The organism is Sphingomonas chlorellae (assembly GCF_056485145.1).
On sequence record NZ_JBQXXM010000002.1, the window covers coordinates 508,756 to 532,058 of the forward strand.

19 protein-coding genes are annotated in these 23,303 nt (G+C 70.9%); 5 read left to right on the plus strand and 14 right to left on the minus strand.

The features are described 5' to 3' along the window. Window positions 1-15: 15 nt before the first annotated feature. The gene (locus ACT3CF_RS08430) at window positions 16-2,412 is read left to right on the plus strand and encodes a copper-transporting P-type ATPase (protein WP_478421802.1); all 2,397 of its coding nucleotides are present in this window, start codon (window positions 16-18) and stop codon (window positions 2,410-2,412) included. Further along, window positions 2,409-2,810, plus strand: coding sequence for a Cu(I)-responsive transcriptional regulator (gene cueR / locus ACT3CF_RS08435; RefSeq protein WP_478421803.1), 402 nt, complete (start codon window positions 2,409-2,411; stop codon window positions 2,808-2,810). The genes ACT3CF_RS08430 and cueR overlap by 4 nt, the downstream gene beginning before the upstream one ends. A 74-nt stretch (window positions 2,811-2,884) precedes the next feature. Here cueR and ACT3CF_RS08440 read toward each other — a convergent pair whose 3' ends face one another. The 4 genes from ACT3CF_RS08440 to ACT3CF_RS08455 all read right to left on the minus strand — a co-directional run bounded on the left by ACT3CF_RS08440 (window position 2,885) and on the right by ACT3CF_RS08455 (window position 7,711). Then, window positions 2,885-3,079, minus strand: coding sequence for a hypothetical protein (locus tag ACT3CF_RS08440; RefSeq protein WP_478421804.1), 195 nt, complete (start codon window positions 3,077-3,079; stop codon window positions 2,885-2,887). Window positions 3,080-3,216: 137 nt separating this feature from the next. Beyond that, window positions 3,217-5,643 carry an ABC transporter permease gene (locus tag ACT3CF_RS08445; protein ID WP_478421805.1) on the minus strand — a complete coding sequence of 809 codons (2,427 nt, stop codon included), beginning with the start codon at window positions 5,641-5,643 and terminating at the stop codon, window positions 3,217-3,219. 94 nt (window positions 5,644-5,737) lie between these two features. Further along, entirely contained in the window at window positions 5,738-6,418 is a 681-nt protein-coding gene (locus ACT3CF_RS08450; RefSeq protein ID WP_478421806.1) for an ABC transporter ATP-binding protein, read from the minus strand. 9 nt (window positions 6,419-6,427) lie between these two features. Further along, window positions 6,428-7,711, minus strand: coding sequence for an efflux RND transporter periplasmic adaptor subunit (locus ACT3CF_RS08455; RefSeq protein ID WP_478421807.1), 1,284 nt, complete (start codon window positions 7,709-7,711; stop codon window positions 6,428-6,430). A gap of 139 nt (window positions 7,712-7,850) precedes the next feature. Between ACT3CF_RS08455 and ACT3CF_RS08460 the strand changes: the two genes are divergently transcribed. Together ACT3CF_RS08460 and ACT3CF_RS08465 are read left to right on the plus strand one after the other, a co-directional pair. Continuing rightward, the gene (locus ACT3CF_RS08460; RefSeq protein WP_478421808.1) at window positions 7,851-9,095 is read left to right on the plus strand and encodes a sigma-54-dependent transcriptional regulator; all 1,245 of its coding nucleotides are present in this window, start codon (window positions 7,851-7,853) and stop codon (window positions 9,093-9,095) included. Beyond that, window positions 9,085-10,263, plus strand: a complete 1,179-nt coding sequence (locus ACT3CF_RS08465) for a sensor histidine kinase (RefSeq protein ID WP_478421809.1) — start codon at window positions 9,085-9,087, stop codon at window positions 10,261-10,263. Before ACT3CF_RS08460 ends, ACT3CF_RS08465 begins: the two co-directional genes overlap by 11 nt. Here the strand turns inward: ACT3CF_RS08465 and ACT3CF_RS08470 are convergent. From ACT3CF_RS08470 to ACT3CF_RS08515, 10 genes are all read right to left on the minus strand, one after another. After that, a complete protein-coding gene (locus ACT3CF_RS08470; RefSeq protein WP_478421810.1) occupies window positions 10,260-11,396 on the minus strand; it encodes a PepSY-associated TM helix domain-containing protein in 1,137 nt (378 codons plus the stop codon). The two genes, ACT3CF_RS08465 and ACT3CF_RS08470, sit on opposite strands and share 4 nt — an antisense overlap. Continuing rightward, the gene (locus ACT3CF_RS08475; protein ID WP_478421811.1) at window positions 11,396-13,414 is read right to left on the minus strand and encodes a TonB-dependent receptor; all 2,019 of its coding nucleotides are present in this window, start codon (window positions 13,412-13,414) and stop codon (window positions 11,396-11,398) included. Before ACT3CF_RS08475 ends, ACT3CF_RS08470 begins: the two co-directional genes overlap by 1 nt. A 36-nt stretch (window positions 13,415-13,450) precedes the next feature. After that, window positions 13,451-14,101 (minus strand): SCO family protein, encoded by a 651-nt coding sequence (locus ACT3CF_RS08480; RefSeq protein WP_478421812.1) that lies wholly within the window; start codon window positions 14,099-14,101, stop codon window positions 13,451-13,453. Then, entirely contained in the window at window positions 14,088-14,558 is a 471-nt protein-coding gene (locus ACT3CF_RS08485; RefSeq protein WP_478421813.1) for a copper chaperone PCu(A)C, read from the minus strand. The genes ACT3CF_RS08480 and ACT3CF_RS08485 overlap by 14 nt, the downstream gene beginning before the upstream one ends. A 41-nt stretch (window positions 14,559-14,599) precedes the next feature. Then, a complete protein-coding gene (locus ACT3CF_RS08490; RefSeq protein ID WP_478421814.1) occupies window positions 14,600-14,920 on the minus strand; it encodes a hypothetical protein in 321 nt (106 codons plus the stop codon). A gap of 138 nt (window positions 14,921-15,058) precedes the next feature. Continuing rightward, the gene (locus ACT3CF_RS08495) at window positions 15,059-15,385 is read right to left on the minus strand and encodes a hypothetical protein (RefSeq protein WP_478421815.1); all 327 of its coding nucleotides are present in this window, start codon (window positions 15,383-15,385) and stop codon (window positions 15,059-15,061) included. A gap of 387 nt (window positions 15,386-15,772) precedes the next feature. Then, a complete protein-coding gene (locus ACT3CF_RS08500) occupies window positions 15,773-16,603 on the minus strand; it encodes a 23S rRNA (adenine(2030)-N(6))-methyltransferase RlmJ (protein WP_478421816.1) in 831 nt (276 codons plus the stop codon). A gap of 817 nt (window positions 16,604-17,420) precedes the next feature. Continuing rightward, complete coding sequence (locus ACT3CF_RS08505) at window positions 17,421-17,981, minus strand: pseudouridine synthase (RefSeq protein WP_478421817.1); 561 nt, start codon at window positions 17,979-17,981, stop codon at window positions 17,421-17,423. Window positions 17,982-18,114: 133 nt separating this feature from the next. Next, window positions 18,115-19,206 (minus strand): serine hydrolase domain-containing protein, encoded by a 1,092-nt coding sequence (locus tag ACT3CF_RS08510; RefSeq protein ID WP_478421819.1) that lies wholly within the window; start codon window positions 19,204-19,206, stop codon window positions 18,115-18,117. A 70-nt stretch (window positions 19,207-19,276) separates the two neighbouring features. Further along, window positions 19,277-21,469 (minus strand): CHASE domain-containing protein, encoded by a 2,193-nt coding sequence (locus ACT3CF_RS08515; protein ID WP_478421821.1) that lies wholly within the window; start codon window positions 21,467-21,469, stop codon window positions 19,277-19,279. Between the two features lie 382 nt (window positions 21,470-21,851). Here ACT3CF_RS08515 and ACT3CF_RS08520 point away from each other — a divergent pair, with 382 nt between their 5' ends. Next, on the plus strand, window positions 21,852-23,297 hold the full coding sequence (locus tag ACT3CF_RS08520; RefSeq protein ID WP_478421822.1) for a sensor domain-containing diguanylate cyclase: 1,446 nt from the start codon (window positions 21,852-21,854) through the stop codon (window positions 23,295-23,297). Window positions 23,298-23,303: the final 6 nt, after the last annotated feature.

A 23,303-nucleotide genomic window follows, 5' to 3' on the forward strand; every position in this document is an offset into this window, starting at 1 on the left:
TGAAGGAGTTTCGAGATGACCGACGACGCGCGCCTGCCCCATTCGCCCGATGCAGCGCCGCCCCCCGCCGATGGGGGCGGCCATTCGGCGTGCCACGGCGCAGCGACCGCAGCGACCCCGGCGCAGGCGGTACCGGCGGCACCGGCGGCATGTTGTCACGGCCACGGCGCCGGTCACGGCCACGGCCACGACCACGGCCATGCCCATCGCCCGCCGGTGGCGGCGGTACCGGGGGCCGAATGGACGTGCCCGATGCACCCCGAGATCCGCCGCGCGGGGCCGGGAAGCTGCCCGATCTGCGGCATGGCGCTGGAGCCCGAGGCGCCCGCGATCGACGACGCCCCCAATCCCGAACTGGTCGACTTCACGCGGCGGACATGGATCGCGGCGGCGTTCAGCGTGCCGTTGCTGGTGCTGGCGATGGCGCCCGACTGGCTGGGGGTCATGCCCGTGCCGACGGCGTGGAGCGCCTGGGTCCAGCTCGCGCTTGCGCTGCCCGTCGTCGGATGGGCGGGGGCGCCGTTCTTCGCGCGCGGATGGGCGTCGATCCGCAGCGGTCACCTCAACATGTTCACGCTGGTGTCGATCGGCGTCGGCGCGGCCTTTGCCTATAGCCTGACGGCGACGCTGGCGCCGGGATGGTTCCCGCCCGCGCCGGGGATGAACGGGGCGGCGATGAACGGGCCGGGGATGAACGGGCCGGGGATGAACGGGATGGTGCCCGTCTATTACGAGGCGGCGGCGGTGGTGGTGACGCTGGTGCTGCTGGGCCAGGTGCTCGAACTGCGCGCGCGCGCCGCGACGGGCCGCGCGATCCGCGCGCTGATGAAGCTGGCGCCGCAGACCGCGACGCGGATCGGCGCCGACGGCGGCGAGGCCGAGGTGCCGCTGGCCGAGGTGCATCGCGGCGACCGGCTGCGCGTGCGCCCCGGCGCCGCCGTGCCGGTCGACGGCGTGGTGATCGACGGCCGCTCGGCGATCGACGAGGCGATGCTGACCGGCGAGCCCGCGCCGGTCGCCAAGGCCGCCGGCGCGACGGTGCGCGCGGGCACCGTCAACGGCACCGGCAGCCTGGTGATCGAGGCACAGGCGGTGGGCGCCGACACGGTGCTGGCGCGGATCGTGCGGATGGTCGCCGACGCCCAGCGCAGCCGCGCGCCGATCCAGGCGGTTGCCGACCGGGTCGCGGGATGGTTCGTGCCGCTGGTGGTGGCGGTGGCGGCGGCGACCTTTGTCGTGTGGAGCCTGATCGGGCCGGAGCCGCGGCTGGGCCATGCGCTGCTCAACGCGGTTGCGGTGCTGATCATCGCCTGTCCGTGCGCGCTGGGGCTGGCGACGCCGATGTCGATCATGGTCGGCACCGGGCGGGGCGCGCAGGCGGGCGTGCTCGTCAAGCAGGCCGAGGCGCTGCAGGCGCTGGAGCGCGTCGACACGCTGGTGATCGACAAGACGGGCACGCTGACCGAGGGGCGGCCGCGACTGGTCGCGGCGATCCCGGCGGCGGGGTTCGACGCCGACGCGCTGGTCGCGCTGGCGGCCGCGGTCGAGCGCGGGTCCGAGCATCCGCTGGCGCGCGCGGTGGTGGCCGAGGCCGAGGCGCGCGGGCTGCGCATCGCGGCGGCGCGCGACTTTGCCTCGACCACCGGCCAGGGCGTGCGCGCGACGGTGGACGGGCGTGCGGTGGCGCTGGGCAACGCCGCGATGATGGCGGGGCTGGGCGTCGCGACCGGGGAGCAGCCGCCGGCGGCGGGGGGGAACGATCCCGAGGCGGCGGCGGGGACGGTGATCCATGTCGCGGTCGACGGGCACGCGGCGGGGCGGCTGGTGATCGCCGACCCGATCAAGCGCGAGGCATCGGCGGCGGTCGCCGCGCTGAAGGCCGAGGGGCTGCGCATCGTGATGCTGACCGGCGACGCCGCGCCGGCGGCGAACGCGGTGGCGCGGGCGATCGGCGGCATCGACGCGGTGCATGCCGGACTGTTGCCCGAGGACAAGGCCGCGATCGTCGCCGAGTTGAAGGCGGGCGGCGCGCGCGTGGCGATGGCGGGCGACGGGATCAACGACGCGCCCGCGCTCGCCGCCGCCGATGTCGGCATCGCGATGGGGACGGGCACCGACGTCGCGATCGAGAGCGCGGGGCTGACGCTGACGCGCGGCGAGCTGGACGGGATCGTGCGCGCGCGGCGGCTGGCGCGCGCGACGATGCGCAACATCCGGCAGAATCTGTGGTTCTCGTTCGCGTTCAACGGCATCGGCGTGCCGGTGGCGGCGGGCGTGCTCTATCCGCTGACCGGGCTGTTGCTGTCGCCGATGATCGCGGGCGCGGCGATGGCGCTGTCGTCGTTCGCGGTGGTGACCAACGCGCTGCGGCTGAACGCGGTGCGGCTCGACGGCGGGGAGGCGGGCGCATGAACATCGGCGAGGCGGCGACCGCGAGCGGCGTGTCGCAGCGGATGATCCGCCATTACGAGAAGATCGGGCTGATCCCGGCGCCCGCGCGGCGCGAGAGCGGCTATCGCGACTATTCGACCGCCGATGTCGAGCGGCTGCGCTTCGTCGCGCACGCCCGTGACCTGGGTTTTCCGGTCGAGGAGATCCGCGCGCTGCTGGGGCTGTGGCAGGACCGGGCGCGATCGAGTGCCGACGTCAAGGCGCTGGCGACCGCGCGCGCCCAGGAACTGGGCCGCAAGGCGCGCGCGCTGGAGGCGATGCGCGCGACGCTGCTCGACCTCGCCGACCGCTGCCACGGCGACGCGCGCCCCGACTGCCCGATCCTGGCGCGGCTGGCCGGCGAGGCGGGGGCGGCGTGAGGGGTAGCCATCGCTTTCGGGCGTGAGGGCCGGGGCGGTTCCTGGCCGACGCGTCCGGCAGCCGCGCGGCGGCGTCATTTCGCTGCCTTGGCGCGCTGCTCCGATCGGGAGAATTCGGCGACGACTTCCGCGAACGCGCCGGTGCTCACCTCGGCCAGCGGATCTTCCTCGCCGGTGAACGGGATATCGTCGTCCTCGATCGCGGCGGGGGCGGCGTTGCCGGGCGGCATGGGTTGTTGCGGCGGGTTGCCGTCGCTGGACGGGGGCATGCGATTCTCCTCGGGCTGTTTCGGGCGCGCGGGCGCGCGGCGATCCACCGTACAGGGGCCAACGGTCGCGCATGACGTTTGATCCCGTCCCGGCGGGCCCATAGCGGACGCCGCCGGGTCAAGGGTCTGCGCGACGGCTATTCGTAGCGCAGCGCGCGGGCGGGTTCGGCGCGGGCGACGCGCCACGACTGGCCGATCACCGTGGCGACGGCGATGAGCGCGGCGAGGCCGGAGGCGAGCAGGAAATAGAGCGGCGACAGCGCGATCCGGTCGTCGAAGCCCGCGAGCCAGCGCTGCATCGCCGCCCAGGCGAGCGGCCAGGCGATGAGGTTGGCGATCAGCACCGGGCGCAGGAACCGCGCGACGAGCAGGCGGAGCACGTCGGCCGTGGAGGCGCCGAGCGCCTTGCGGATGCCGATCTCCTTGATCCGGCGGGTCGTGTCGAACGAGGCGAGGCCGTAGAGGCCGAGGCAGCCGATCAGCACCGCCAGCCCGGCGCCGAGCGTGAACAGCCGGGCGCGCTGGGAGTCGGCCTTGTAGTAGCGCTCGTACAGGCTCGTCTCGGCGCTGACGGCATCGAACGGCACGGTGGGGGCGGCGCGTTTCCACGTCGCCTCGATCGCGGCGAGCGTGGGGCGCGGATCGTCGCCGGCGTAGCGCGCGATCGCGCTCATCGGCCAGCTCGCCTGATCGGCCCACAGATAGAGCGTCGGGCGGCGCGGCTCGCGCGGCGATTCGAAACGCATGTCGGCGATCACGCCGATCACGCGCGCGGGGCCCATCCCCTCGATCATGTGACCGACCGCGGCGGCGGGGCTGGCATAGCCGAGCTTGCGCGCCGCGCTGGCGTTGAGCACGACGTTGGCCACCCGGTCGTCGCCCGAGCGGCCGGGGGCATAGCGCCAGTCGCTGTTGTCCTCGCCGCGGCTGCGGTCGAACAGCCGCCCGGCGAGCAGGCGCGCGCCGACGGTTTCGAAATAGCCCTCGCCGGTGTCGACGATCGAGATCATCGACTTGCGCGTCGGATCCTCGTTGCGGTGGAGACTGTCGGTGTTGGTGGTGGCCTGAAGCCCCGGCGCGTTGAGGCCGATCGCCGCGCGCGTGACGCCCGGCGTGCGGCGCAGCGCGTCGAGCAACTGCGCGCGCTGTGCCGGGGTGATCGCGCTGTCCGCCGTCGAGCGCACGACGATCAGCCCCGCACGGCGAAAGCCGATATCGGCGCTGGCGACGTGCGCGGTCTGGACGAGCATCACGACCGTGGCGATCGCGAAGGCGATGGCGATGGCGAACTGGCCGACCACGAGGCCGCTGCGCAGCCGCGATCCCGCGCGACCGCCGCCGGGCGTGCGCGACGAGGCAAGGACCGCCGCCGGGCGAAATCCCGAAAGGAGCAGCGCCGGATAAAGCCCCGCCAGCGCCCCGACGACAAGCACGAGCCCGACCAGCGGCAGCAGGATGCCGTCCCAGCCGAGATAGTCGATGGTGAGCGACGTGCCGCCGAGCGTGTTGACCACGGGCAGCGCGAGTTCGGCGAGCGCGAGCCCGATCAGCCCGGCAAGCGCGACGGTGGCGATCGCTTCGGTGAGGAACTGCCCCGTCAGCGCCCGGCGCGAGCCGCCGAGCACCTTGCGCACCGCGACTTCGCGGGCACGCAGCCCCGCCCGCGCGGTCGACAGGTTCACATAGTTGACGATCGCGATCAGCAGCGTGAGCAGCCCGACCAGCCCCAGCGTCGTCACGATCGCGCGGTCGGCCGGATCGGCGAGGTGCAGCGCGGACAGGGGGCGCACGAACTGGCGATACTGGTCCTTGGGGATGTTGCCGGTGCGGAAGGCGTGGCGATCGAGAAAAGCGGCCAGCCGCCGGTCGAAATCGCGCGCGGCGGCCGCATCGGGCAGGCGGACCACGGTGAACACCGCGGTGCTTCCCCAATGGTCGAAGAAACTGTCGGCGAACCGCGTGCGGACCATCGGCAGATAGACGTCCGACTTGAAGGTGACGTTCTGCGGCGGATCGCGCAGCACCGCGCCGACGCGATACTGATATTGCGTCGTGCCGATCACCAGCGTGAGCGTGCGCCCCACCGCGGCGAGCGTGCCGAAATATTTGCGCGCGGCGGTTTCGGTGACGATCAGCCCGTCGGGCCGGCGCAACGTCCGTTCGGGATCGCCGGCGAGGACGGGGAAGGGGAACAGGTCGAAAAAGCCGGGATCGACGATCATCACCTTCTCGCCGGTGACGTTGCCGCCCTGGAGCACCGTCACGCCCGACGGATTGATGCGCGTCGCCGCGAGGTCGGGGAAGTCGGCGCGCAGCAGGTCGAGTTCGCCGCCCATCGTATTGGGGTTGGGATCGCTCGGGTCGCCGGGGCGCAGATATTGCTCGTGGATCAGGTAGAGCTTGTCCCAGCCCGGCAGCACGCGGTCATAGCCGGTTTCGAACCTTACGTAGAGGAACAGCAGCAGGAACACCGCGATGCCGAGCGCGAGCCCGCCGATGTTGAGCGCGGCGAAGAGGCGGTGGCGGGTGAGCGAGCGGTAGAAGCTGGTCAGCGCGGAGGTCATGGCGTCACTCCCGGGTCGCGGGTCTGGGACAGGTGGCGGAGCAGGGCGACGGCGAGGAGCAGCAGCACCAGCACCGTCAGCGCGCGGTCGAGCTTCATGCCGCCCGCCGGACCGCGGACAGGATGCGCCCGTCGAGCATGTGCACGGTGCGCTTGGCGATATCGGCATGGGCGGGCGAGTGGGTGACCATCACGATCGTCGCGCCGTCGGCGTTCAGCCGGGTGAGGATGTCCATCACCTGCGCGCCGTTTTCGGTGTCGAGGTTGCCGGTGGGTTCGTCCGCCAGGATCAGCCTGGGCTCGCCGACGATCGCGCGGGCGATGGCGGCGCGCTGCTGCTGGCCGCCCGAAAGCTGGTGCGGATGGTGGTTGCGGCGATGCGCGATGCCGACGCGGTCCATCGCGGCATCGACACGCTCGCGCTTCTCGCGCGCGGGCATCGACCGATAGGCGAGCGCCAGCGCGACGTTTTCGGCGATGGTGAGCTCGTCGATCAGGTTGAAGCTCTGGAACACGAAGCCCAGCCGGTCGCGGCGCAGCCGGGCGAGCTGTGCTTCGGGCGCCTTCGCGATGTCCTCCCCCTCGAACAGATAGGCGCCGCTGGTCGGCCGGTCGATCGTGCCGAGGATGTTGAGCAGCGTCGACTTGCCGCAGCCCGACGGCCCCATGATCGCGAGGAATTCGCCCGGCTCGACGGTCAGGTCGATTTCGGCAAGCGCGGTCGTTTCGACCTCGTCGGACCGGTAGGCGCGGTGGATGGCGGTGAGCTGGATCATGGCGGGTTCCTATCGGATGAGCAGGGTCTGGTAGGGGGCGTAGGTGGAAAGCGGCGAGGTGATGATGCGGTCGCCGGGCGCGAGGCCGCCGGTCACTTCGACCTGGTCGGGATTGCGGCGGCCGGTGGTGATCGCCCGGCGCACGGCACGCGAATCGCTGGTGAGGACGAAGGCGGTGGTGCCGCCGGCATCGAGCCAGCCGCCCGACGGCGCGACGACCGCGGGGCGATCGGCGCCGAGCGTGAGGCGCACGTCGAGCGTCTGGCCGCGGTTGAGCCCCGCCGGCGGCGCCGTCCTGAAGCCGAGTTCGACGCGGAAGCGGCCGTCGGTGACCTGCGGCAGCACCTTGAGCACGGTGAGCGGCAGGCTGTGCCCGTCGAGATCGGCGACGGCGGCAAGCCCGGTGCGGACGCGGCCGAGATAGAATTGATCGACGTCGGCAGTGAGTTTCCACGCATGTTCGGAATCGACCTGGCCGACCGCGTCGCCGGGCTTGACCATCTGTCCCGGTTGCAGCGTGAAGGCGGTGAGCCGCCCTGCCACCGGCGCGCGAACGACGAGCGCGGCAAGGCCCGCCCGCGTCATCGCAAGGCTTTCGCGCAGCTCGCCCGCGGTCGCGTCGACCCCCGACGCCTGTTCGGCGAGCATCCTGCGCGCCTCCTGCGCGGCGCGGGTGAGCGCGGCGAGGCGCGCGCGCTGATAGACGACCTCGTCGCGCACCGGCGCGAGCGCGGCGGCGGTGACGATCGTCTTGTCGAACAGGATCTGCTTCTGACGCAGCAGCGCCTCGGCCTTGGCGAGATCGTTGCGTGCGGCGGCGATGTCGCGTTCGGTCTGTTCGCGGCTCTGCTGGATCGACAGGCGCTGGCCGCTGATCGAACTGAGCTGTCCCGCGATGTTGGCCGATCGGCTGGCGACATCGAGCGCGAGCGAGGGGTTGGCCAGCCGCGCGAGCGGCGCCCCGGCGGCGACCGACTGGCCGTCGCTGGCGAGCAGCGCCTCGACCTGGCCGCCGCTGACCGCGGTGACGTACACGGTCTGAAGCGGCGCGACCTGCGCCCGCAGCGGGACATAATCGGCGAAGGCGGCGCGCGTGACCGGCGCGATGCGGATCGTCGTCGCATCGACCGCGAGCGATTGCGAACCCGGCATGAACCACCAGCCGATCGCCGCCGCGACGACGACGGCGAGGCCGATCGCCGCGCGGATCGCGGCCCGGCGACGGCGGGCATGCGGGCGCTCGATCCGCCGGTCCATCGCGGCGCCGCTGGTCGGGAGAGAGGAGGCTTCCATGTCCGCCAGCGTACAGGAGGCGAGCGAACAGGGCGAAGCCGCTGCAAATAAAGGATTATCGAGAAAGTGCTGGCGTGCCGGGCGGACAGTCGCCAAGCTAGTGTCCGATTTCGAACACTAGCCTGAGGCCGTCAACATCGTGTCCGCCGAATCGCCCGCCATCCTGGTCATCGACGATGATCCCGACATCGTCCGCGCGGCGACGCTGCTGCTCGAACGGCAGGGCATGCGCGTGACCGGCGCCGCCGACCCCGACGCGGCATGGGTGCGGCTGGCCGAGGCCCCGGCCGACGTCATCCTGCTCGACCTCAACTTCGCGCGCGGGCGGACGAGCGGCGAGGAAGGCTTCCGGATGCTCGACCGGCTGATCGCCGCCGACCGCAACGCCGTGGTGGTGGTCGTGACCGGGCATAGCGGCATCGCGGTCGCGGTGCAGGCGATGCGCGGCGGGGCGAGCGACTTTGTGATCAAGCCGTGGAGCAACGAGCGGCTGCTCGCCACGGTCGAGCGCGCGGTCGCGCTGCGCCGGGCGAAACTGGCCGCGGCGCCGGCGGCGGCGGGGGAAGAGGCATTGCTGCTGCTGGGCGAGGCGCCGGCGATCGAGGCGGCGCGCGGGATCGTCGCCCGTGTCGGCCCGACCGATGCGGCGGTGCTGATTACCGGCCCGGCGGGGAGCGGCAAGACGCTGGTGGCGCAGATGCTCCACCGAGCCTCCCCGCGCGCCGAGCGCCCGCTGGTGACGCTCGACGCCGCGGTGGCCGACCTTGCGACCGTCGCCGCGCGGACCGAGGCCGCCGAGGGGGCCACGCTGCTGATCGAGGCGGTCGACCAGTTGGCGCCCGCATTGCAGCCCGAGCTGGCGCGGCGGCTGGGAAGCGTGCGCGTGCTGGCGACGAGCCGCCGCGACCGGGCGGGAACGCGGGCGGCGCTGAACGACGACCTGCGCTTTCGGCTGAACACGGTGGAGATCGCGCTGCCGGCGCTGGCGGGGCGGGGCGACGACGCATTGCTGCTCGCCCGCCATTTCCTGGCGCTGTTCGCGGGCCGATATGGCCAGCCGCTGCGCCCGCTGACCGACGAGGCGGCGCGGGCGGTCGCGGCCGATTCGTGGCCCGACGGGGTGCATGGGCTGCGCCTTGCGATCGAGCGCGCGGTGCTGCTGGGCGGCGGCGAGGCGATCGACGTCGCCGCGCTGGGGCTTGCGCTTGCCGACGAGCCGGGTGAGCCGCGCGCGATCCGTGCCGACCTGAACCTCAACCGCAGCGAGGCGGCGCTGGTCGCGGCGGCGCTGAAACGGCACGCGTTCAATGTCAGCCGCGCGGCGGCCGAGCTGGGGCTGACGCGCGCGGCGCTCTATCGGCGGATGGCGAAATATGGGCTCTAGGGGATGGCGCGCGCTGCTGCGCGGGCTGTTGCTGCTCGCCGCGGGCGGGCTGTTCGCGCTGGCATGGGCCGCGGGGCTCTATGCCAACGCCCTGGTCGCGGTGCTGGCCGCGCTGTGGGGCGTGACGACGGGCATCGTCGAGGCGCGGCGGCCGCAACCCGGGCCGGCGACCCCGCCCGCGCCCGCACCCGACACCGCGCACCGCGAGCGGCGGCTGACCGCGCTGCTCGACCTGTCGCCCGCGCCGATCGTGACGCTCGACGCCGCGCAGCAGCTCCACGCGATCAATCGCGCGGCGCGGCGGCTGTTCGGTGCGGCCGACCTGATCCCGGCGCCGCCCGCCGCGCTGGTGGCGGCGATCGCCGCCGAAGCGCCCGGCGCCGCGGGCACCGTGGCGATCGACGGGCGGCATTATGCGCTGACGACGAGCGACCTTGTCCTGGGCGGCGCGCCGAGCCGGCTGGCGGCGCTGATCGACATCGATGCCGAGCTGAAGGCGGCGGAGGCCGCCACGCTGCGCGACCTGGTGCAGGTGTTGAGCCACGAGATCGTCAATGCGCTGACGCCGATCGCCTCGCTGAGCCGCACCGCGGCGGACATGCTGGCCGACGACGCGCCGGCGCTGCCCGCGATCCGCGACGCGGTGGGAACGGTGGCGCGCCGCGCGGCGGGGTTGCAGCGGTTCGGCGAGGCCTATCGCTCGCTGGCGCGGCTGCCCGCGCCGCAGTTCGCGCCGGTCGACCTGCGCGAGCTTGTCGCGGACCTGGCGCGGCTGTTCGCGACGCGCTGGCCCGCGCTGCCGCTGACCTGCGACGCTGCGGTGCCGGTGCGGTTGCAGGGGGATGCGGACCAGCTGAGCGCGGCGATCTGGGCGTTGTTGCAGAATGCCGCCGAAGCCGTGGCCGGACGCGACGACGGTCAGGTCGGGCTGACGCTGGAGCGCGACGAGGCGACGGCGCGGCTGTGCGTGTGGGACAACGGCCCCGGCGTGCGCGGCGCCGATGCCGAGGCGATCTTTCGCCCGTTCTTCACCACCAAAGCGCAGGGGAGCGGCGTCGGGCTCGCGCTGGCCCGGCAGATCCTGCGCGCGCACGGCGGCGAGCTGAGGCTGACCGGGGGCGACGGCGGCGCGCGGTTCGAAGCCGTCCTGCGGTACCAGCGCCTTTAGCGAAGGTCAGATGCGCAGCCGTGGCGCCGGCGCGGCCTGCGACGGCGCCAGCGCAGCAGGCCGGTGACGAACAGCGCGATCGGCGCCAGTCCCGCCGCCAGCGCGAGCAGCCGCCCGGCCAGCCCGAACGCCTCGCCGCCATGGAGCGGATGCAGCCAGTTGAGCAGCACGTCGCCGCCGCTCTCGTCCAGCCCGTCGCGCACGGCGACGATCCGGCCGCTATAGGGATCGAGCCATACATTGGTGCGCGGGAAGCGCCGGCTTGGCTCGCCGGGGCGGGCGAGGTTGATGCGGATCGGCGCGGTCGGCCCGTCGGGCGTTTCGATCCAGGCCAGCACCGCGTCCGGGAAACGCTCCTCGGCGCGCCGCACCAGCACGTCGACCGGCAGCGGCGTGCCGGCGGGCGTCACGGTCATGGCAGGCGCGGTGAACAGCGGCGACATCCGGCGGAGCAGGGGCCGCACCTGATCCGGCAGGTCGAGCAGCACGCCGGTGCCGGTGACGACGAGCAGCAGCACCAGCGCGCCCACGCCCGTCAGCTTGTGCCAGTCGTAGAGCCGCCGCACCGGCGCAGCGCGGCGCTTGAAGTGCAGGCCGCGCCGCCAGCCGCCCGGTCGCGGCCACCACGCCCAGAGCCCGCTTGCGATCAGGGCCAGCATCGCGATCCCGAAGATGCCCATCGCTACGCCGCCGGGCTTGTCGAGCAGCAGCCGGTAATGGAGGTCGTAGATCCAGGTGAACGCCGTGTCGCCCCAGAAGCCGGTGCGGATCGTCGTCATCCGCACCGGGTCCACCCAGACGAGCAGCGGCGCGAAGTCGCGGCCCGCGGTCTCGCGCGGTTTGTAGTAGCGTACCGGGATCGCGCCGCCCTGCGGCGTCACTTCGATCCGCCACGCGCCGGTGCGGGCGGGATGCTCGCGATGGAGCGTGTCGACCACCGCCTGCCACGCGGCAGGCCGCGTCCCCGCCGGCACCGCGCGCAGCGCCGGCGACAGCGCGGCGTCGATCTCCGGATAGAAGACGAGCAGGCTACCGGTCAGCCCGGCAAAGGCGAACAGCGCGCCGATCGTCAGGCCGAGCCAGAGATGGACCCGCCGCACCAGCACCCGCAGCGAAGGGCGCGCCGCCGCCATCAGAAGCGGAAGCGCATCGCGCCGTAAAGCGCGCGCGGATCGGCCGGGCCATGCAGCCGCTGGGAGCCGTCGAACCAGACATATTCGTAGCGGTCGTTGGCGAGGTTCTTGAGCTGCGCCGACACCTCGACGTGCGCGTCGATCTGGTAGGCGACCTCGGCGTTGAGCACGACATAGTCGCCGAACCGCCCCTGATTGTTGGCGGCGTTGAGCTGGTAGCTCGACTGGCCGTTGCCGGTCAGCGACAGGCGCAGCTTGTCCGTCGGCGTCACGTCGATACCGCCCGAGAAGACATGGCGGGGGACGTGGTCGATATCGTTGCCCGCCTGCGACGGCGTCGCCGGATCGGGGATGACGATGCGCGCGGTCTGGTAGGAGTAGCTGCCCCACAGGTCGACGCCGCGCATCGGCTTCAGATCGAGCTGAAGGTCGATGCCGCGCCGCCGCGTCTTGCCGAGATTGTCGAAATCGCCCGAGGGATCGTTGAGGCGTCGCTTGAGCTCGCCGCTCGCGGTCTGCTGCCAAAGCGCCACGCGCGCCTCCAGCCAGCGGCCGCGCGCCAGCTTGATGCCCGCCTCATAGCCTTCGTTGATCGAAGGCGCGAGGTCGGCGGTGCGCGGCGGCACCAGATAGGCGCCCGAGCCGACCCCGATCTGGAAGCTGCGGCCATAATTGCCGTACAGCGTCACGCCGCCGCCGGGGGTGATCGCGATGCTCATCTTGGGCTGGCTGATCGTGCCATAGTCGTTGATCGGGGCGGTCGCGCCGTTCAGCCGGTTGGTGAAGTTGCCCGCCACCCGGTCGACACGCCAGGCGGGGGTGAGCTTCAGCCACGCGGTCGGTTCGATCACCGCCTGCAGATAGCCGCCATAGACGGTGAGGTCGAACTTCTGGTCGCGGGTCTGGCTGGTCAACGTCCGGCGATTGGCCAGCCAGCGCAACGACTTGTTGTCCTGCACCTGCACGTCGCCGCCGGCTTCCAGCATCAGCCGGTAGAGGAAATCGACCTGTGGATGGTAATGGAGCGCCAGCGTGCCGCCATATTGCCACTCGTCGGCGAGCCGCCGCTGCTGCGCGACATTGGCCGAATATCGCACATAGCGGTCGTCGCGCAGGCTGTTGGCATAGCCGGTGGCGTTCAGCGCCAGCGTGTCGGTGAGGCCGCTGTCGAGATGCAGGCTGTACTGGCCGATCCGCCGCGTGCCGCCATCGGTTTCCGAGATCGGATAGGCGATGCGGCGGCGGGTATAGGCATCGGCATCGGTGAGATAGCCGGGCTCCTGCGCGGTCGCGTCCGAATAGCGCACGATCGCGCCCAGCCGCGTGCCGCCGAAGTCATAGAACCATTTGCCGGCGAGGTTGAGGCGTTCGAGATCGGCATGGGCGCGGTAGCCGTTGGTCGAGCGATAGCTGACCATATAGTTCTGGCTGAAGCGGCCGCGCTCCAGTCCGGCCGAGAGCTGCCCGTCCATCGTCCCGAACGATCCGCCGAGCAGCCGCGCGTCGAGATAGCTGCCGCCGATCCGGGTGAGGATATTGGCGCTGCCGGCAATCGCGTTGAGGCCCCAGCGCGGATCGGAGGTGCCGCGCACCAGCTCGATTCCGGCGATGTCGAGCGGCGCGATCATGTCGATCGCGGTCATCGCCCCGGCATTGTCGTTGCTCGGCACGCCGTCGACGAGCAGCTTGACCGCGTTGATCTCGCCCTCACCGTTGAAGCCGCGGATCGAGAAGCGGCCGGAAGTGGTGCCCTGGTTGAAATCGGTCAGCACCACGCCGGGCAGCCGGGCGAACAGCTCCCAGGCATTGTCGACGGACTGGCGCTGGGCAACGTCGCCGCCGAGCATGTCGACCGAGGTGAGGACGTTCTCGGTCGAGCGCGCCATGCTGGGCGCGGTGACGACGATCTCGCCGATGGTGAAGCGGGTATCGCTGTCCGTCGCAGCGGGCGACGTGGTCTGGGCAAGGGCGGGGCCGGCGAACGCGAGGCACGCGCCGGTGAGCAGGATGGTCTTCAAGGTTGTGTTTCCCATTATTTGTGGCTCGTGCGGGTGTCAGGTCGCGATCGCGCGCCTGAGCTTTTCCAGCGCGGTGTCTTGCTGTTCCTGGTGATCGATGGTGGCGACGAACCGGCCTTCGCGGTCCATCAGGTAGATCGAGGCGGTGTGATCGATGGTGTAGTCGCCGCCCGGGAGCGGCACCTTTCGGTAATAGACGTGAAACGCCTTCACGATCTGCGCGATCTGGGCATCGGTGCCGGTCAGCCCGATGATCGGCGTGCCGAACAGCGCGAGATAGTTGCCGATGTCCTGGCGCTTGTCGTGGCCGGGATCGACCGAGACGAAGACGATGTCGAACTTCATGCCGTCGGTGCCGAGTTGCTTGCGCAGCTGCGCCATGCGGTTGAGCGAGGTCGGGCAGACGTCCGGGCAGCGGGTGAAGCCGAAGAAGATCGCATAGGCCTTGCCGCGCAGCGACTGGTCGGTGACCGTCCTGCCGTTCTGATCGGTCATGGCGAACGCACCGCCGAAGAGCGCGGCCGTCGTGGCGGACGGGGCTTTGCGGTGCGTCACCCGATAGGCGACCCCGCCCGCCGCCGCGAGCAAGACCAGGATGGCAATCGTCCAGCCGATCCAGCCCCGGCCGATGCTGCCTTCCGATGCGGTATCGGTGTCGGGATCGGGATCGGGATCAATGCCGGTCATGCGCCGCCTTTCCGGTGAAGCTCACCGGCTCGACCTTGAGCGCCACGGTGATCGAGCCCGCCCGTTCGAAGCGCAGCGTCAGCGGCACCATCGCACCGAGCGCGAGCGGCGCCTTCAGGCCGATCAGCATGATGTGGTAGCCGCCGGGCGCGAGCGTGAGCGTGCCGCCCGCCGGGATCGGCAGCCCGCCGACGACCGGGCGCATGCGCATCACGCCGCCGTCCATCGCCATGGTGTGGAGCTCGACCTTGCCCGCGGCGGGCGAGGCGACGCCGATCAGCCGGTCGGCTGTGCGGCCCTTGTTGGTCACGACCAGGAAGCCGCCGCCGTTGCTTTGGCCGGGGGCGGTCTGGCGGGTCCAGGGATGGGCGATTTCCAGGCTGCCGAGCGTGAAATCATGGGCCGGCGCCGGGGCGGCGGCAATCGCGCAGGCCAGGCCGGCAAGAATGGGTTTCATGATGTGTCTTCCTTCCATGAAGGGGGTGCTGACGGGCTGCGTCAGGAAAAGCTGCGGCCCGCAGGCAATGCGGACGGGAGGCGGGGGGTGACGGCGCGGCGCAGACCGAGCCAGCGTCCGACGTCGCGTTCCGATCGGCTGCCGGTTTCGAGCCGCGGCCGGAACGCGGGCAGTACGATCGGTGCGTCGGGCACGATCGCCGCGCCGATGCGCAACAGCGTGCAGGCCGCGATCAGCAGCCAGGCCGAGCGGCGGAGCCTGCGCAGCCAGGCGATGAAACGCGGCAGGGCAGGCGTGGCCGTCGCAACAGGGCGAACGCGCTTGCGACGGGCCGATGCCCGCGCCGGAACAGGATGGAGCATGGATGGCAGTCCTCGACGCCTGCCGGCATCGCGCGGGGGCGATGCCTCGATCAGGCTTTGCTACGAGGCATGACGGCAGACGATGCGGACCGAGCCAAGGCGCAGCCCCTCTTTCAGCCGGTCACGCGGCGTCGTCGATCAGCGTGCCGGTGGACCGCGCAGCGGCGGGCGCAAATAGGGGGGCGCCGCCATGGCCGGCAGCGCCAGGGCGCGGATGCCCATCGCGAGCACAAACAGGATCGCGAGCGCCAGCAGGGCCGGATCGGCCGCTGCCAGCGACGGTGCGGAGAGGCCGGAGAAGGCGCAGGGCTGCTCGTGCTTGTCGTGGTTGCTGTCGTGATCGGTCTTGTTCTGCCCGAATCCGGAAACAGCCATGGCCATCGGCCCCGTGCCCGAGCATAGCCGCACGACCATTCGGCCGTCCGCCACCATCGGCATGAAGCCGGCGGGGATCAGCAGCTTCATCACCAACGCCAGCGCAAGGACCACTCCTGCGACGACACGATGACGGGCAACAAGGCGGCGTAGGCGCTGCACACTGCGCGTCTTAGCCCCGGCGTTCGGGCTTGTCATGTGCCAACAAGGTTGGCCGAGGCGTGCCGCAACGATGCGGCCGTGCGTCGCAGGGACGACGGCGGTGGGGAAGCGCGCCCATCCTTTGCGAAGCGCTGGCCGCGACGCCCTTTCGCACGGGGCGATAGCGAGGCCCCGGTGCTGCAATTCGCATCACCTCCGGCCGCTAGCGGGGGCGAGCGCCGGCGGCGCAGCAATCGGGGCGACGTTTCGGAAACGCGGATCGCCGGACGCCGGCGGGCCGGTGCCGGATGATCCGAGCCGGTACCGGCCGCATTTTCAATCGCCCAGCCACTCGGCGGTGATCCTGCCCCGGTGCCCTTCCGGCGCCAGCGCGGCGCGGAGGGCTTCGAGCAGCGGCGGCAGCGCCTGTGTGAAGGCGTAGGGCGGATTGACGATGAACAGCCCGGCGCCGTTATAGAGCTCGGGCTGATCGGCATCATAGAGCCAATGCTCGACCGAAAGGAATTTCGGGATGCCGAGGTTGCGCAGCTTTCGCTTCCACTGCTGATGCGTCGCGCGGTCTTTGAGCGGATACCAGATCACCGTCACGCCATGCGCCCATTTGCGGTGCGCGGCGGCAAGGGTTGCGGTGATGCGGGCGCGTTCATCGGTCTGCTCGTAGGGCGGGTCGACCACCACCACGCCGCGCGGCGTTCGGGTGGGCAGCATCGCCAGCCAAAGCTCATAGGCGTCACGCTCGTGCACGGCGGCAGGCGATCCGCGCATCGCGCCGCGCAGGGCCTGCGCGTCTTCGGGATGCTTTTCGTTGAGGATCAGCAGGTCCTGCGGGCGGAGGAGCTGCGCGAGGAACTGCGGCGAGCCGGGGTAGCGCTGCGGCTCTGCCCCGACATTCACGGCCCGCACGGCGGCGCGATAGTCGTCGAGCAACGGGTTCGTGTCGGCAAAGGCCCGCAACACGCCCTGTGCGGCCTCGCCGGTGCGCTGGGCCTGTTCGCCGCCCAGATCATAGAGCCCGCAGCCGGCATGGGTGTCGATCAGCGTCAACGCCCCCGGCTTCTGCTGGAGCGCGCGGACAAGCGCGATCAGCAGGCTGTGCTTGACGACATCGGCGCTGTTGCCGGCATGGAAGGAATGTCGATAGTTCATTGAAACCCAGAAACTGCCTGCCCTTGTACACGCTCCTTGCGCGATGGAGCCGGTCGCGAGACGATGGGAGCAACCCGGCGCGCCTGTACGCGGTCGAGCCCCCCAGCGCGAGGCTTCAAATCAGCTTTCGCGGCCGGCAGCAACCGGCGGCAGTCACGGCGACGCGCCGCAGTCGCCCGCCAGACGGCGCCACAGGCGTGTGTGCCACTGGTACCATCGGCTTTAGACGCATGTATGCGCAACGGCAGGAAGCGCCCAGTTGCGGACGTTGGAATCTAATGCAAGCTTAAGCCTGTGAAGGCACGTCTCCTCCTCGCTTTGCTCTTGGTCGGTGCAGCGCCCGTCGACCGTCCTCGCACCTACCTGCTTTCGATCGGGAGCATTCCGCTCAAGGGCACCGAAAGCATCGAAGCGTTTTCCATCAAGACCTGGGGAGTTCAATTTCGGGCTGTATGTAGAATTCCCCCCGGTTGGAGGATCAAAGCGGGCAGCAGCGCTACTCCGAACGGTCAACTTGAAGGAGAAGGGAGCCAAGGCGCGACATGGTTCAATCATGGCAGCCCGAAGGAGCTTCGATCATTCGTGCTGGTCACACTCACCGCACCAGTTCAGCGTATGGGCAGAGGATCACCTGACAACGGCGTTCCTGCGACTTTTCAGGGAACCGCAACGATCAGCACGGATGACGGCGACGTACAGCGCTCGCTGACCTATAGGAATATCACTCTTACGCCGGCGCACGCCTGCCCCAGCAGATAGCGTCCGCTCTCTACCAACTCCGGACATTCGCGCGCACGGTCAATACCGGGCGTAGCCTTCACCCCTGCCTCCGGCGCAGGCCCTCCGCAAACTCCCCCGGCGCGATCCCGGCGACGGACCAGTCGCCGATCGACCAGCGGACCAGCCGCAGCGTGGGCAGGCCCACCGCCGCGGTCATGCGGCGGACTTGCCGGTTGCGCCCTTCACGGATGGTGATTTTCAGCCAGCTATCGGGGATCGACTTGCGCTGGCGGATCGGCGGGTCGCGCTCCCACAGGTCCGGCGCGTCGATCCGCGCGACCTCCGCCGGCAGGGTCATGCCGTCCTTGAGCAGCACGCCGCGCCGGAGCGGCTCGAGTTCCGCGTCCTGCGGATCGCCCTCGACCTGCACCAGATAGGTCTTGGGCATCTTGAAGCGCGGATCGGCAATGCGCGCCTGCAGTCGCCCGTCGTCGCAGAGCAGCAGCAGGCCCTCGCTGTCGCGATCGAGCCGCCCGGCGGGGTAGACGCCCTTTACCGCAATGAAATCCGACAGGGTCGACCGCACCGTCGGCGAGCCGCGGTCGGTGAATTGCGACAGGACCCCGAAGGGTTTGTTGAACAGGAGCAGCCGGGGCATGCCGCGCGCATAGCGTTTGGCTGCGGCGATGTCTCCCGGCGCGTGCCGTCGCCGGAGAGGCTATGCGCGCCGGGGCTGCCCGGAAGCGGCCGGCTGCCGGTGGGGGCGCGCGGTCATCCGGCGCATGATCGTGTCAGTTCATCTGGCCGCGCAGGAAGGCGATCAGTTTCGGATCGCTGTCGGTGCGTTCGAGGATCGGCAGGATGACGCGCCATCCGTTGTCGCTGTTGGTCAGGATGACGATCCCGTCGCCCGTAGCGCGATTGATGGCGGCGAAGGTGAAAGAACCGGCGTCCTTGCCGGTGTGGAGCATCGTCGTCCCGTCAGCGAAGCCCAGGAGCTGCCAGCCCAGACCGAAGCCGATCCAGGGCGGGCAGGTGCTCGCCCTGGCGCCGGCGCATGTCCCGGGTCCGAGATCCGCCTGTAGCCGGCTGCGCTCTGCGGCGACCGAAGCGGTCATCCCTTCGTCCGTTCGGACCCTGATGAGGAACCGCGCGTAATCGCGCGCCGTCGCATGGGCCAGATCGGCGGCATTGTAGCGCGTCACCGGTTCGACAGGCAGCGGCTTGCCCGCGTCGTCATGGGGCACGGCGATCGGGATCGTGGCGCCTTGCCCGGACACGTAACCCGATGCGCGCATCGCCGCCGGGGCGAACAGCCAGCGCGCAGCGAGCGCCTCGAACGGCTGTCCGGTGCGACGCTCGGCGTAACGCGCGGCATATTGATAGCCTTCGCCGGAATAGCCTGTGGTCGTGCCCGGATCATGCTCGAAGGCCAGCCCCTTCGCATCACGCCAGTTGGGCAACCCGGTACGGTGACTGAGCGCCATGCGGACCGTCAGCTTCATCCGCCGGGGATCGTTGGCCAGGTCAGGGTCGCGCCAATAGCGATCCATCGGTTCATCGAGCGAAAGCCTGCCTGCCGAGACCAGCCGCAAGACGATTTCCGCCGTCAGCGGCTTGGTCAGCGAGGCGAGATTATAGGGCGTGGCGACGGTCGCCGCGCGGCCCGGGCCAGCCATGCCCCAAGCGCCCGTCGCGACGATCCGCCCGTTGCGGATCAGGGCGACCGACGCACTTTCGACCCGCTGATCGCGCAAGACGGCGGTCATGTCCGGGAGCGACGCACGCGGCCGCGCCGCCGCCGCCGCCGAGGTGCAGGCGAGCAGGGCGATCATCGCGCCGGCGACCGTTCGTTTGAGCGAGCGGGTGACTGTATTGTCCATGTACGACAGTTAGCCGGATCGGCGCCCGGCAGCAATCCGGGGCGCCCGAAACCGTCGCGCAGGTCGCGGTTCAGGCGTCGAGCGTCGCCCGGATCGCACGCGCGAGATCGGCCTCGGTGAACGGCTTGCGCAGCAGCGGGGCGTCGCCTTCGCCCTCGATCAGATGTTCGGGGGCATAGCCGGTCGTGAAGAGCAGCCGCGTTTCGGGCCAGTCGCGGCGGACGAGCCGCGCGAGCGTCGGGCCGTCCATTTCGGGCATGACGATGTCCGAAAAGACCAGCCGGACGCCCGGACAGCGCGCGAGCGTGCCCAGCGCCTCGGCACCGCCGCCGGCGTGGAGCGCAGTGTAGCCGAGGTCGCGCAGCATCTGGACGGTGGTGGTGCGGACCTGGGCGTCGTCCTCGACCACCAGCACCACATCCTCGGGCCGGCCGGTGGGCACTGCGCCGCGCGGCACGTCGGTGATCGCGACCTCGTCGCCCTGATAGGCGGGAAGCAGGATGCGGATCGTCGTGCCCGCGCCCGGCGCGGTGGCGATCGCCACATCGCCGCCCGACTGGCGCACATAGCCGAGCACCTGGCTGAGCCCCAGTCCGGTGCCGCGCCCGACGCCCTTGGTGGTGAAGAACGGATCGAAGGCATGCGCCAGCACGGCGGCATCCATCCCCTCGCCGGTGTCGGTGACGGTGATTTCGACCCAGCCATGCGGCGCAGGCGCAAGATCGAGCCCGGCGGGCGGCGTTTCGACGTGCGCCGTGGCGATGGTGAGCGTGCCCCCCGCCGCCATCGCGTCGCGACCGTTGACGGCGAGGTTGACGATCGCGCTTTCGAGCTGCGCCGCGTCGGCGCGGATGCGGAGCGGCTCGGGAGCGAACAGCGTGCGCAGGCGCACCTGCTCGCCGAGCGTGCGCGCGAGGAGGTCGGTCATCTCGCGCACCAGCCGGTTGGGATCGAGCACGCGCGGCACCAGCGCCTGCTGGCGCGAAAAGGCGAGCAGGCGCTGCGTCAGCTCGGCAGCGCGGGTGGCGCCGCCCGCCGCCTGTTCGATCAGCCGCGCGACGGCTGCCGGATCGTCGACGCGGCGGCGCGCAAGGTCGAGGCTGCCGATGATGACCGCGAGCATATTGTTGAAATCATGCGCGATCCCGCCGGTCATGCGACCGAGCGATTCGATCCGCTGCATATGGTTGAGCTGGGTTTCGGCGCGTTCGCGCGCCTCCGCTTCGGTGCGGAGCTGGTCGTTCGCCAGCGCGAGTTCGGCGGTGCGTTCGCGCACCTGATGCTCGATGCGGTCGGCGGCGCGTGCCTGTTGCCAGCCGAGCGCGGCGGCGAGCAGGCTGACGACCAGGCCGCCGATCCCGACCCAGAGCGCCGATTGCAGCGGCGAGCGGCCGTCGAAGCCGGGCGGCGCCGCGACCACGAGATGCAGCGTGCGGCCGCCGGCGAGCAGCCGCCGCGTCGTTTGCAGCGTGTCGGCGGGCGTGACGGCGGCGCTCTGGTAGAGGAGGCTCGCCGCGCTGGGCGGTCCGTCATACACGGCGATCCTGACGTCGCGGGTGATGCCGTCGCGGAAGGTCGCGTTGAACAGGTCGTCGGCGCGCAACGGGCTGTAGACCCAGCCGTAGAAGCCCCGGCGGGCCGGGCGATCCCGGAACAGCGGCGTATAGAGGAGGAAACCGGCCTGTTTGGCGGGGTCGATCTCCTGCACGAGCCGGACGCGGCCGGTCATCGCGGTGAAGCCGGTTTCGCGGGCGCGCAGCATCGCGGCCCGGCGCGTCGCTTCCGACGTCATGTCGAACCCCAGCGCCGCGCGGTTCCGGCGGTTGAGCGGTTCGAGGTAGAGGATCGTCGAATAGCGCGTGCGCGGGTCGGCAGGCCACAGGCGGAAATCCGGCCCCTGTTCGGCGCGCCCGCGCGCGAGCACCGCGGCGCCGGGACCGTCGCCCGCGCTGACCGGCGCATAGCCGAGGCCGAGCACCCCGGGATAGTTGGCATCGAGGTTGAGCCGGTCGACATAGGCACGGAACGCGTCGCGATCGACATTCCCATCGGCCTCGAACAGCCCGGCGAGCCCGCGCAGCAGCGTCGCCTGCGTGGCGAGCTTTGCCTCGATATCCTGTTGGGCAGAGGCGGCGATGCTGTGGAACCGCGCGACCGTGCGCGCCTGTTCGGTCCGCGCGATCTGCACGGCGGCGAGCACCGAGGCGAACGCACCGAGCAGAAGCAGGATCAGCGGGAGCGCGGCGTGGCGAAGTCGATGCATGAACGGCCTTTGTGGCTGGGACGGCAAAGGGCAACGCGGCGGCGACTGATCCGGAGCCGTGATCGCACGAAAATCAGATGCGCGTTACTCCGGGAGGACCGCAAATGCCCGCCGTCGACGCGGTTCGGGACTCGCGGACGTTCGCGGAAGTGCGCCCGTCGCGGCGGATGTCGATCCGGTCCATTCCTTACCCGGCGCGTAACGATAAATTCGCCCGCGGCGCCAAGGCCCTCGGCCGGCCTCCTATAAGGAGCGGGTAACAAGGTCGCGTTTGGGGTTGCAGATGAGGATGGATGCGGGGCGTGCCGGCGGATTTGGCCGGGACGGATCGAGCCCCGTCCCGGCGCCGGAGTCGTTGTCGCTTCCGGCTTTTCCGCCACATATGGCGCACGAGCCGAGCGGCCCGGGCGACGCCTTTGCCGCGATCACCGATTGCACGGCGCGCCTGTTGGGCGGCGACACGGCGCTGGTCTGGATCGACGCGCCGCACCGCGACTGGTTCACGGCCCAATGCGGGCCGCTCCCCAGGGCGGCGGCGGGGGCGCTTGCGCTGTGCGCGCGGGCCTTTGGTGCAGGGCCGGCGCTGATCGTTCCCGACGCGGCCGAGGATGCGCGGCTGAAGGCCGACCCGATGGTGGCGACGCCCGACGGCGTGCGGTTCCTGGCGAGCGTTCCGCTGACCAGCCGCCGCGCCGATGCCGACCAGGTGATCGGCACGCTGTGCGTCATCGGGCAGGAACCGCGCCTGCCGAGCACGTCCGAGCTCAAGATGTTCCGTCAGCTCGGCCATCTGGTCGAGACGCTGATCGACGCGCGGCGGACGGCAGCCGAGCACCGCGTCGCGGCGGAGACCGCCGAGCGGCGGCTGCGCGAGCGCGAACGCGGGCTGGGCACGTTCGAACAGGCCGAACGGCTGGCGAGCGTGGGATCGTGGCGGCTCGACCTGGGCAGCGCCGAACTCGCCTGGTCGCCGCACAGCTATACGCTGTTCGGACTCGATCCGGCCAAGGGGCCGCCTGCGCTGGAGGAACTGTTCGGATTCTATCCGGTGCAGGACCGCGACCTGATCATGCAGGCGATCGACCGCGCGATCGCGACCGGCGCGGGTTACGATGTCGAGACCGATATCGTCACGGGCACGGGCGAGCGGCGGCGCGTCCGCAATGTGGGCGAGGTCGAGTGTCGCGACGGCGAGGCGGTGGCGCTGATCGGCATCTGCCAGGACGTGACGTCGCGCTATGACTTCGAAAAGGCGCTCGAACGATCGGCGCGTTATGACGAGCTGACGCAGCTGCCCAACCGCAGCGCGCTCGACGCCTATCTGCACGAGCATGTCGAGCGCAATCGCATGGCCGACCGCGCGCTGGCGGTGCTGTTGATCGACCTCGACAACTTCAAGACCGCGAACGACACCTATGGCCATGCCGCGGGCGACGAGGTGCTGAAGGCGATCGGCGCCAAGCTTGCCGCGCAGGCCGAGGCGCTGGGCTTCGCCGCGCGACTGGGCGGCGACGAGTTCGTGCTGGCGATCACCGATGCCGAGGCGCTGGCGGCGATCCGCCCGCTGCTCCATCGCCTGCTGGGCGAACTGGTGGTCGCGGTGCCGGGGCCGAAGGGCGTGATCCGCGTCGCCGCGACGATCGGGTGCTGCGTGCTGACCGACGGCATCCATTCGAAGAGCGAACTGCTCAAGCGCGCCGACCTCGCGCTTTACAGCGCCAAGGCGCTGGGCAAGGGGCGCGCGATCGTTTCGGGCGACCTGCGGCCGATTTCCGCCGACGACGATACCGTCGATCCGACCCAGCGGCACGAGGTGCCGCACGACTGAGGCGGC

Coding starts and splice junctions, on each gene's coding strand:
- ACT3CF_RS08430 (WP_478421802.1), top strand. CDS start 16: ATGACCGACGACGCGCGCCTGCCCCATTCGCCCGATGCAGCGCCGCCC.
- cueR (WP_478421803.1), top strand. CDS start 2,409: ATGAACATCGGCGAGGCGGCGACCGCGAGCGGCGTGTCGCAGCGGATG.
- ACT3CF_RS08440 (WP_478421804.1), bottom strand. CDS start 3,079: ATGCCCCCGTCCAGCGACGGCAACCCGCCGCAACAACCCATGCCGCCC.
- ACT3CF_RS08445 (WP_478421805.1), bottom strand. CDS start 5,643: ATGACCTCCGCGCTGACCAGCTTCTACCGCTCGCTCACCCGCCACCGC.
- ACT3CF_RS08450 (WP_478421806.1), bottom strand. CDS start 6,418: ATGATCCAGCTCACCGCCATCCACCGCGCCTACCGGTCCGACGAGGTC.
- ACT3CF_RS08455 (WP_478421807.1), bottom strand. CDS start 7,711: ATGGAAGCCTCCTCTCTCCCGACCAGCGGCGCCGCGATGGACCGGCGG.
- ACT3CF_RS08465 (WP_478421809.1), top strand. CDS start 9,085: ATGGGCTCTAGGGGATGGCGCGCGCTGCTGCGCGGGCTGTTGCTGCTC.
- ACT3CF_RS08470 (WP_478421810.1), bottom strand. CDS start 11,396: ATGGCGGCGGCGCGCCCTTCGCTGCGGGTGCTGGTGCGGCGGGTCCAT.
- ACT3CF_RS08480 (WP_478421812.1), bottom strand. CDS start 14,101: ATGACCGGCATTGATCCCGATCCCGATCCCGACACCGATACCGCATCG.
- ACT3CF_RS08485 (WP_478421813.1), bottom strand. CDS start 14,558: ATGAAACCCATTCTTGCCGGCCTGGCCTGCGCGATTGCCGCCGCCCCG.
- ACT3CF_RS08490 (WP_478421814.1), bottom strand. CDS start 14,920: ATGCTCCATCCTGTTCCGGCGCGGGCATCGGCCCGTCGCAAGCGCGTT.
- ACT3CF_RS08495 (WP_478421815.1), bottom strand. CDS start 15,385: ATGAAGCTGCTGATCCCCGCCGGCTTCATGCCGATGGTGGCGGACGGC.
- ACT3CF_RS08500 (WP_478421816.1), bottom strand. CDS start 16,603: ATGAACTATCGACATTCCTTCCATGCCGGCAACAGCGCCGATGTCGTC.
- ACT3CF_RS08505 (WP_478421817.1), bottom strand. CDS start 17,981: ATGCCCCGGCTGCTCCTGTTCAACAAACCCTTCGGGGTCCTGTCGCAA.
- ACT3CF_RS08510 (WP_478421819.1), bottom strand. CDS start 19,206: ATGGACAATACAGTCACCCGCTCGCTCAAACGAACGGTCGCCGGCGCG.
- ACT3CF_RS08515 (WP_478421821.1), bottom strand. CDS start 21,469: ATGCATCGACTTCGCCACGCCGCGCTCCCGCTGATCCTGCTTCTGCTC.
- ACT3CF_RS08520 (WP_478421822.1), top strand. CDS start 21,852: ATGGCGCACGAGCCGAGCGGCCCGGGCGACGCCTTTGCCGCGATCACC.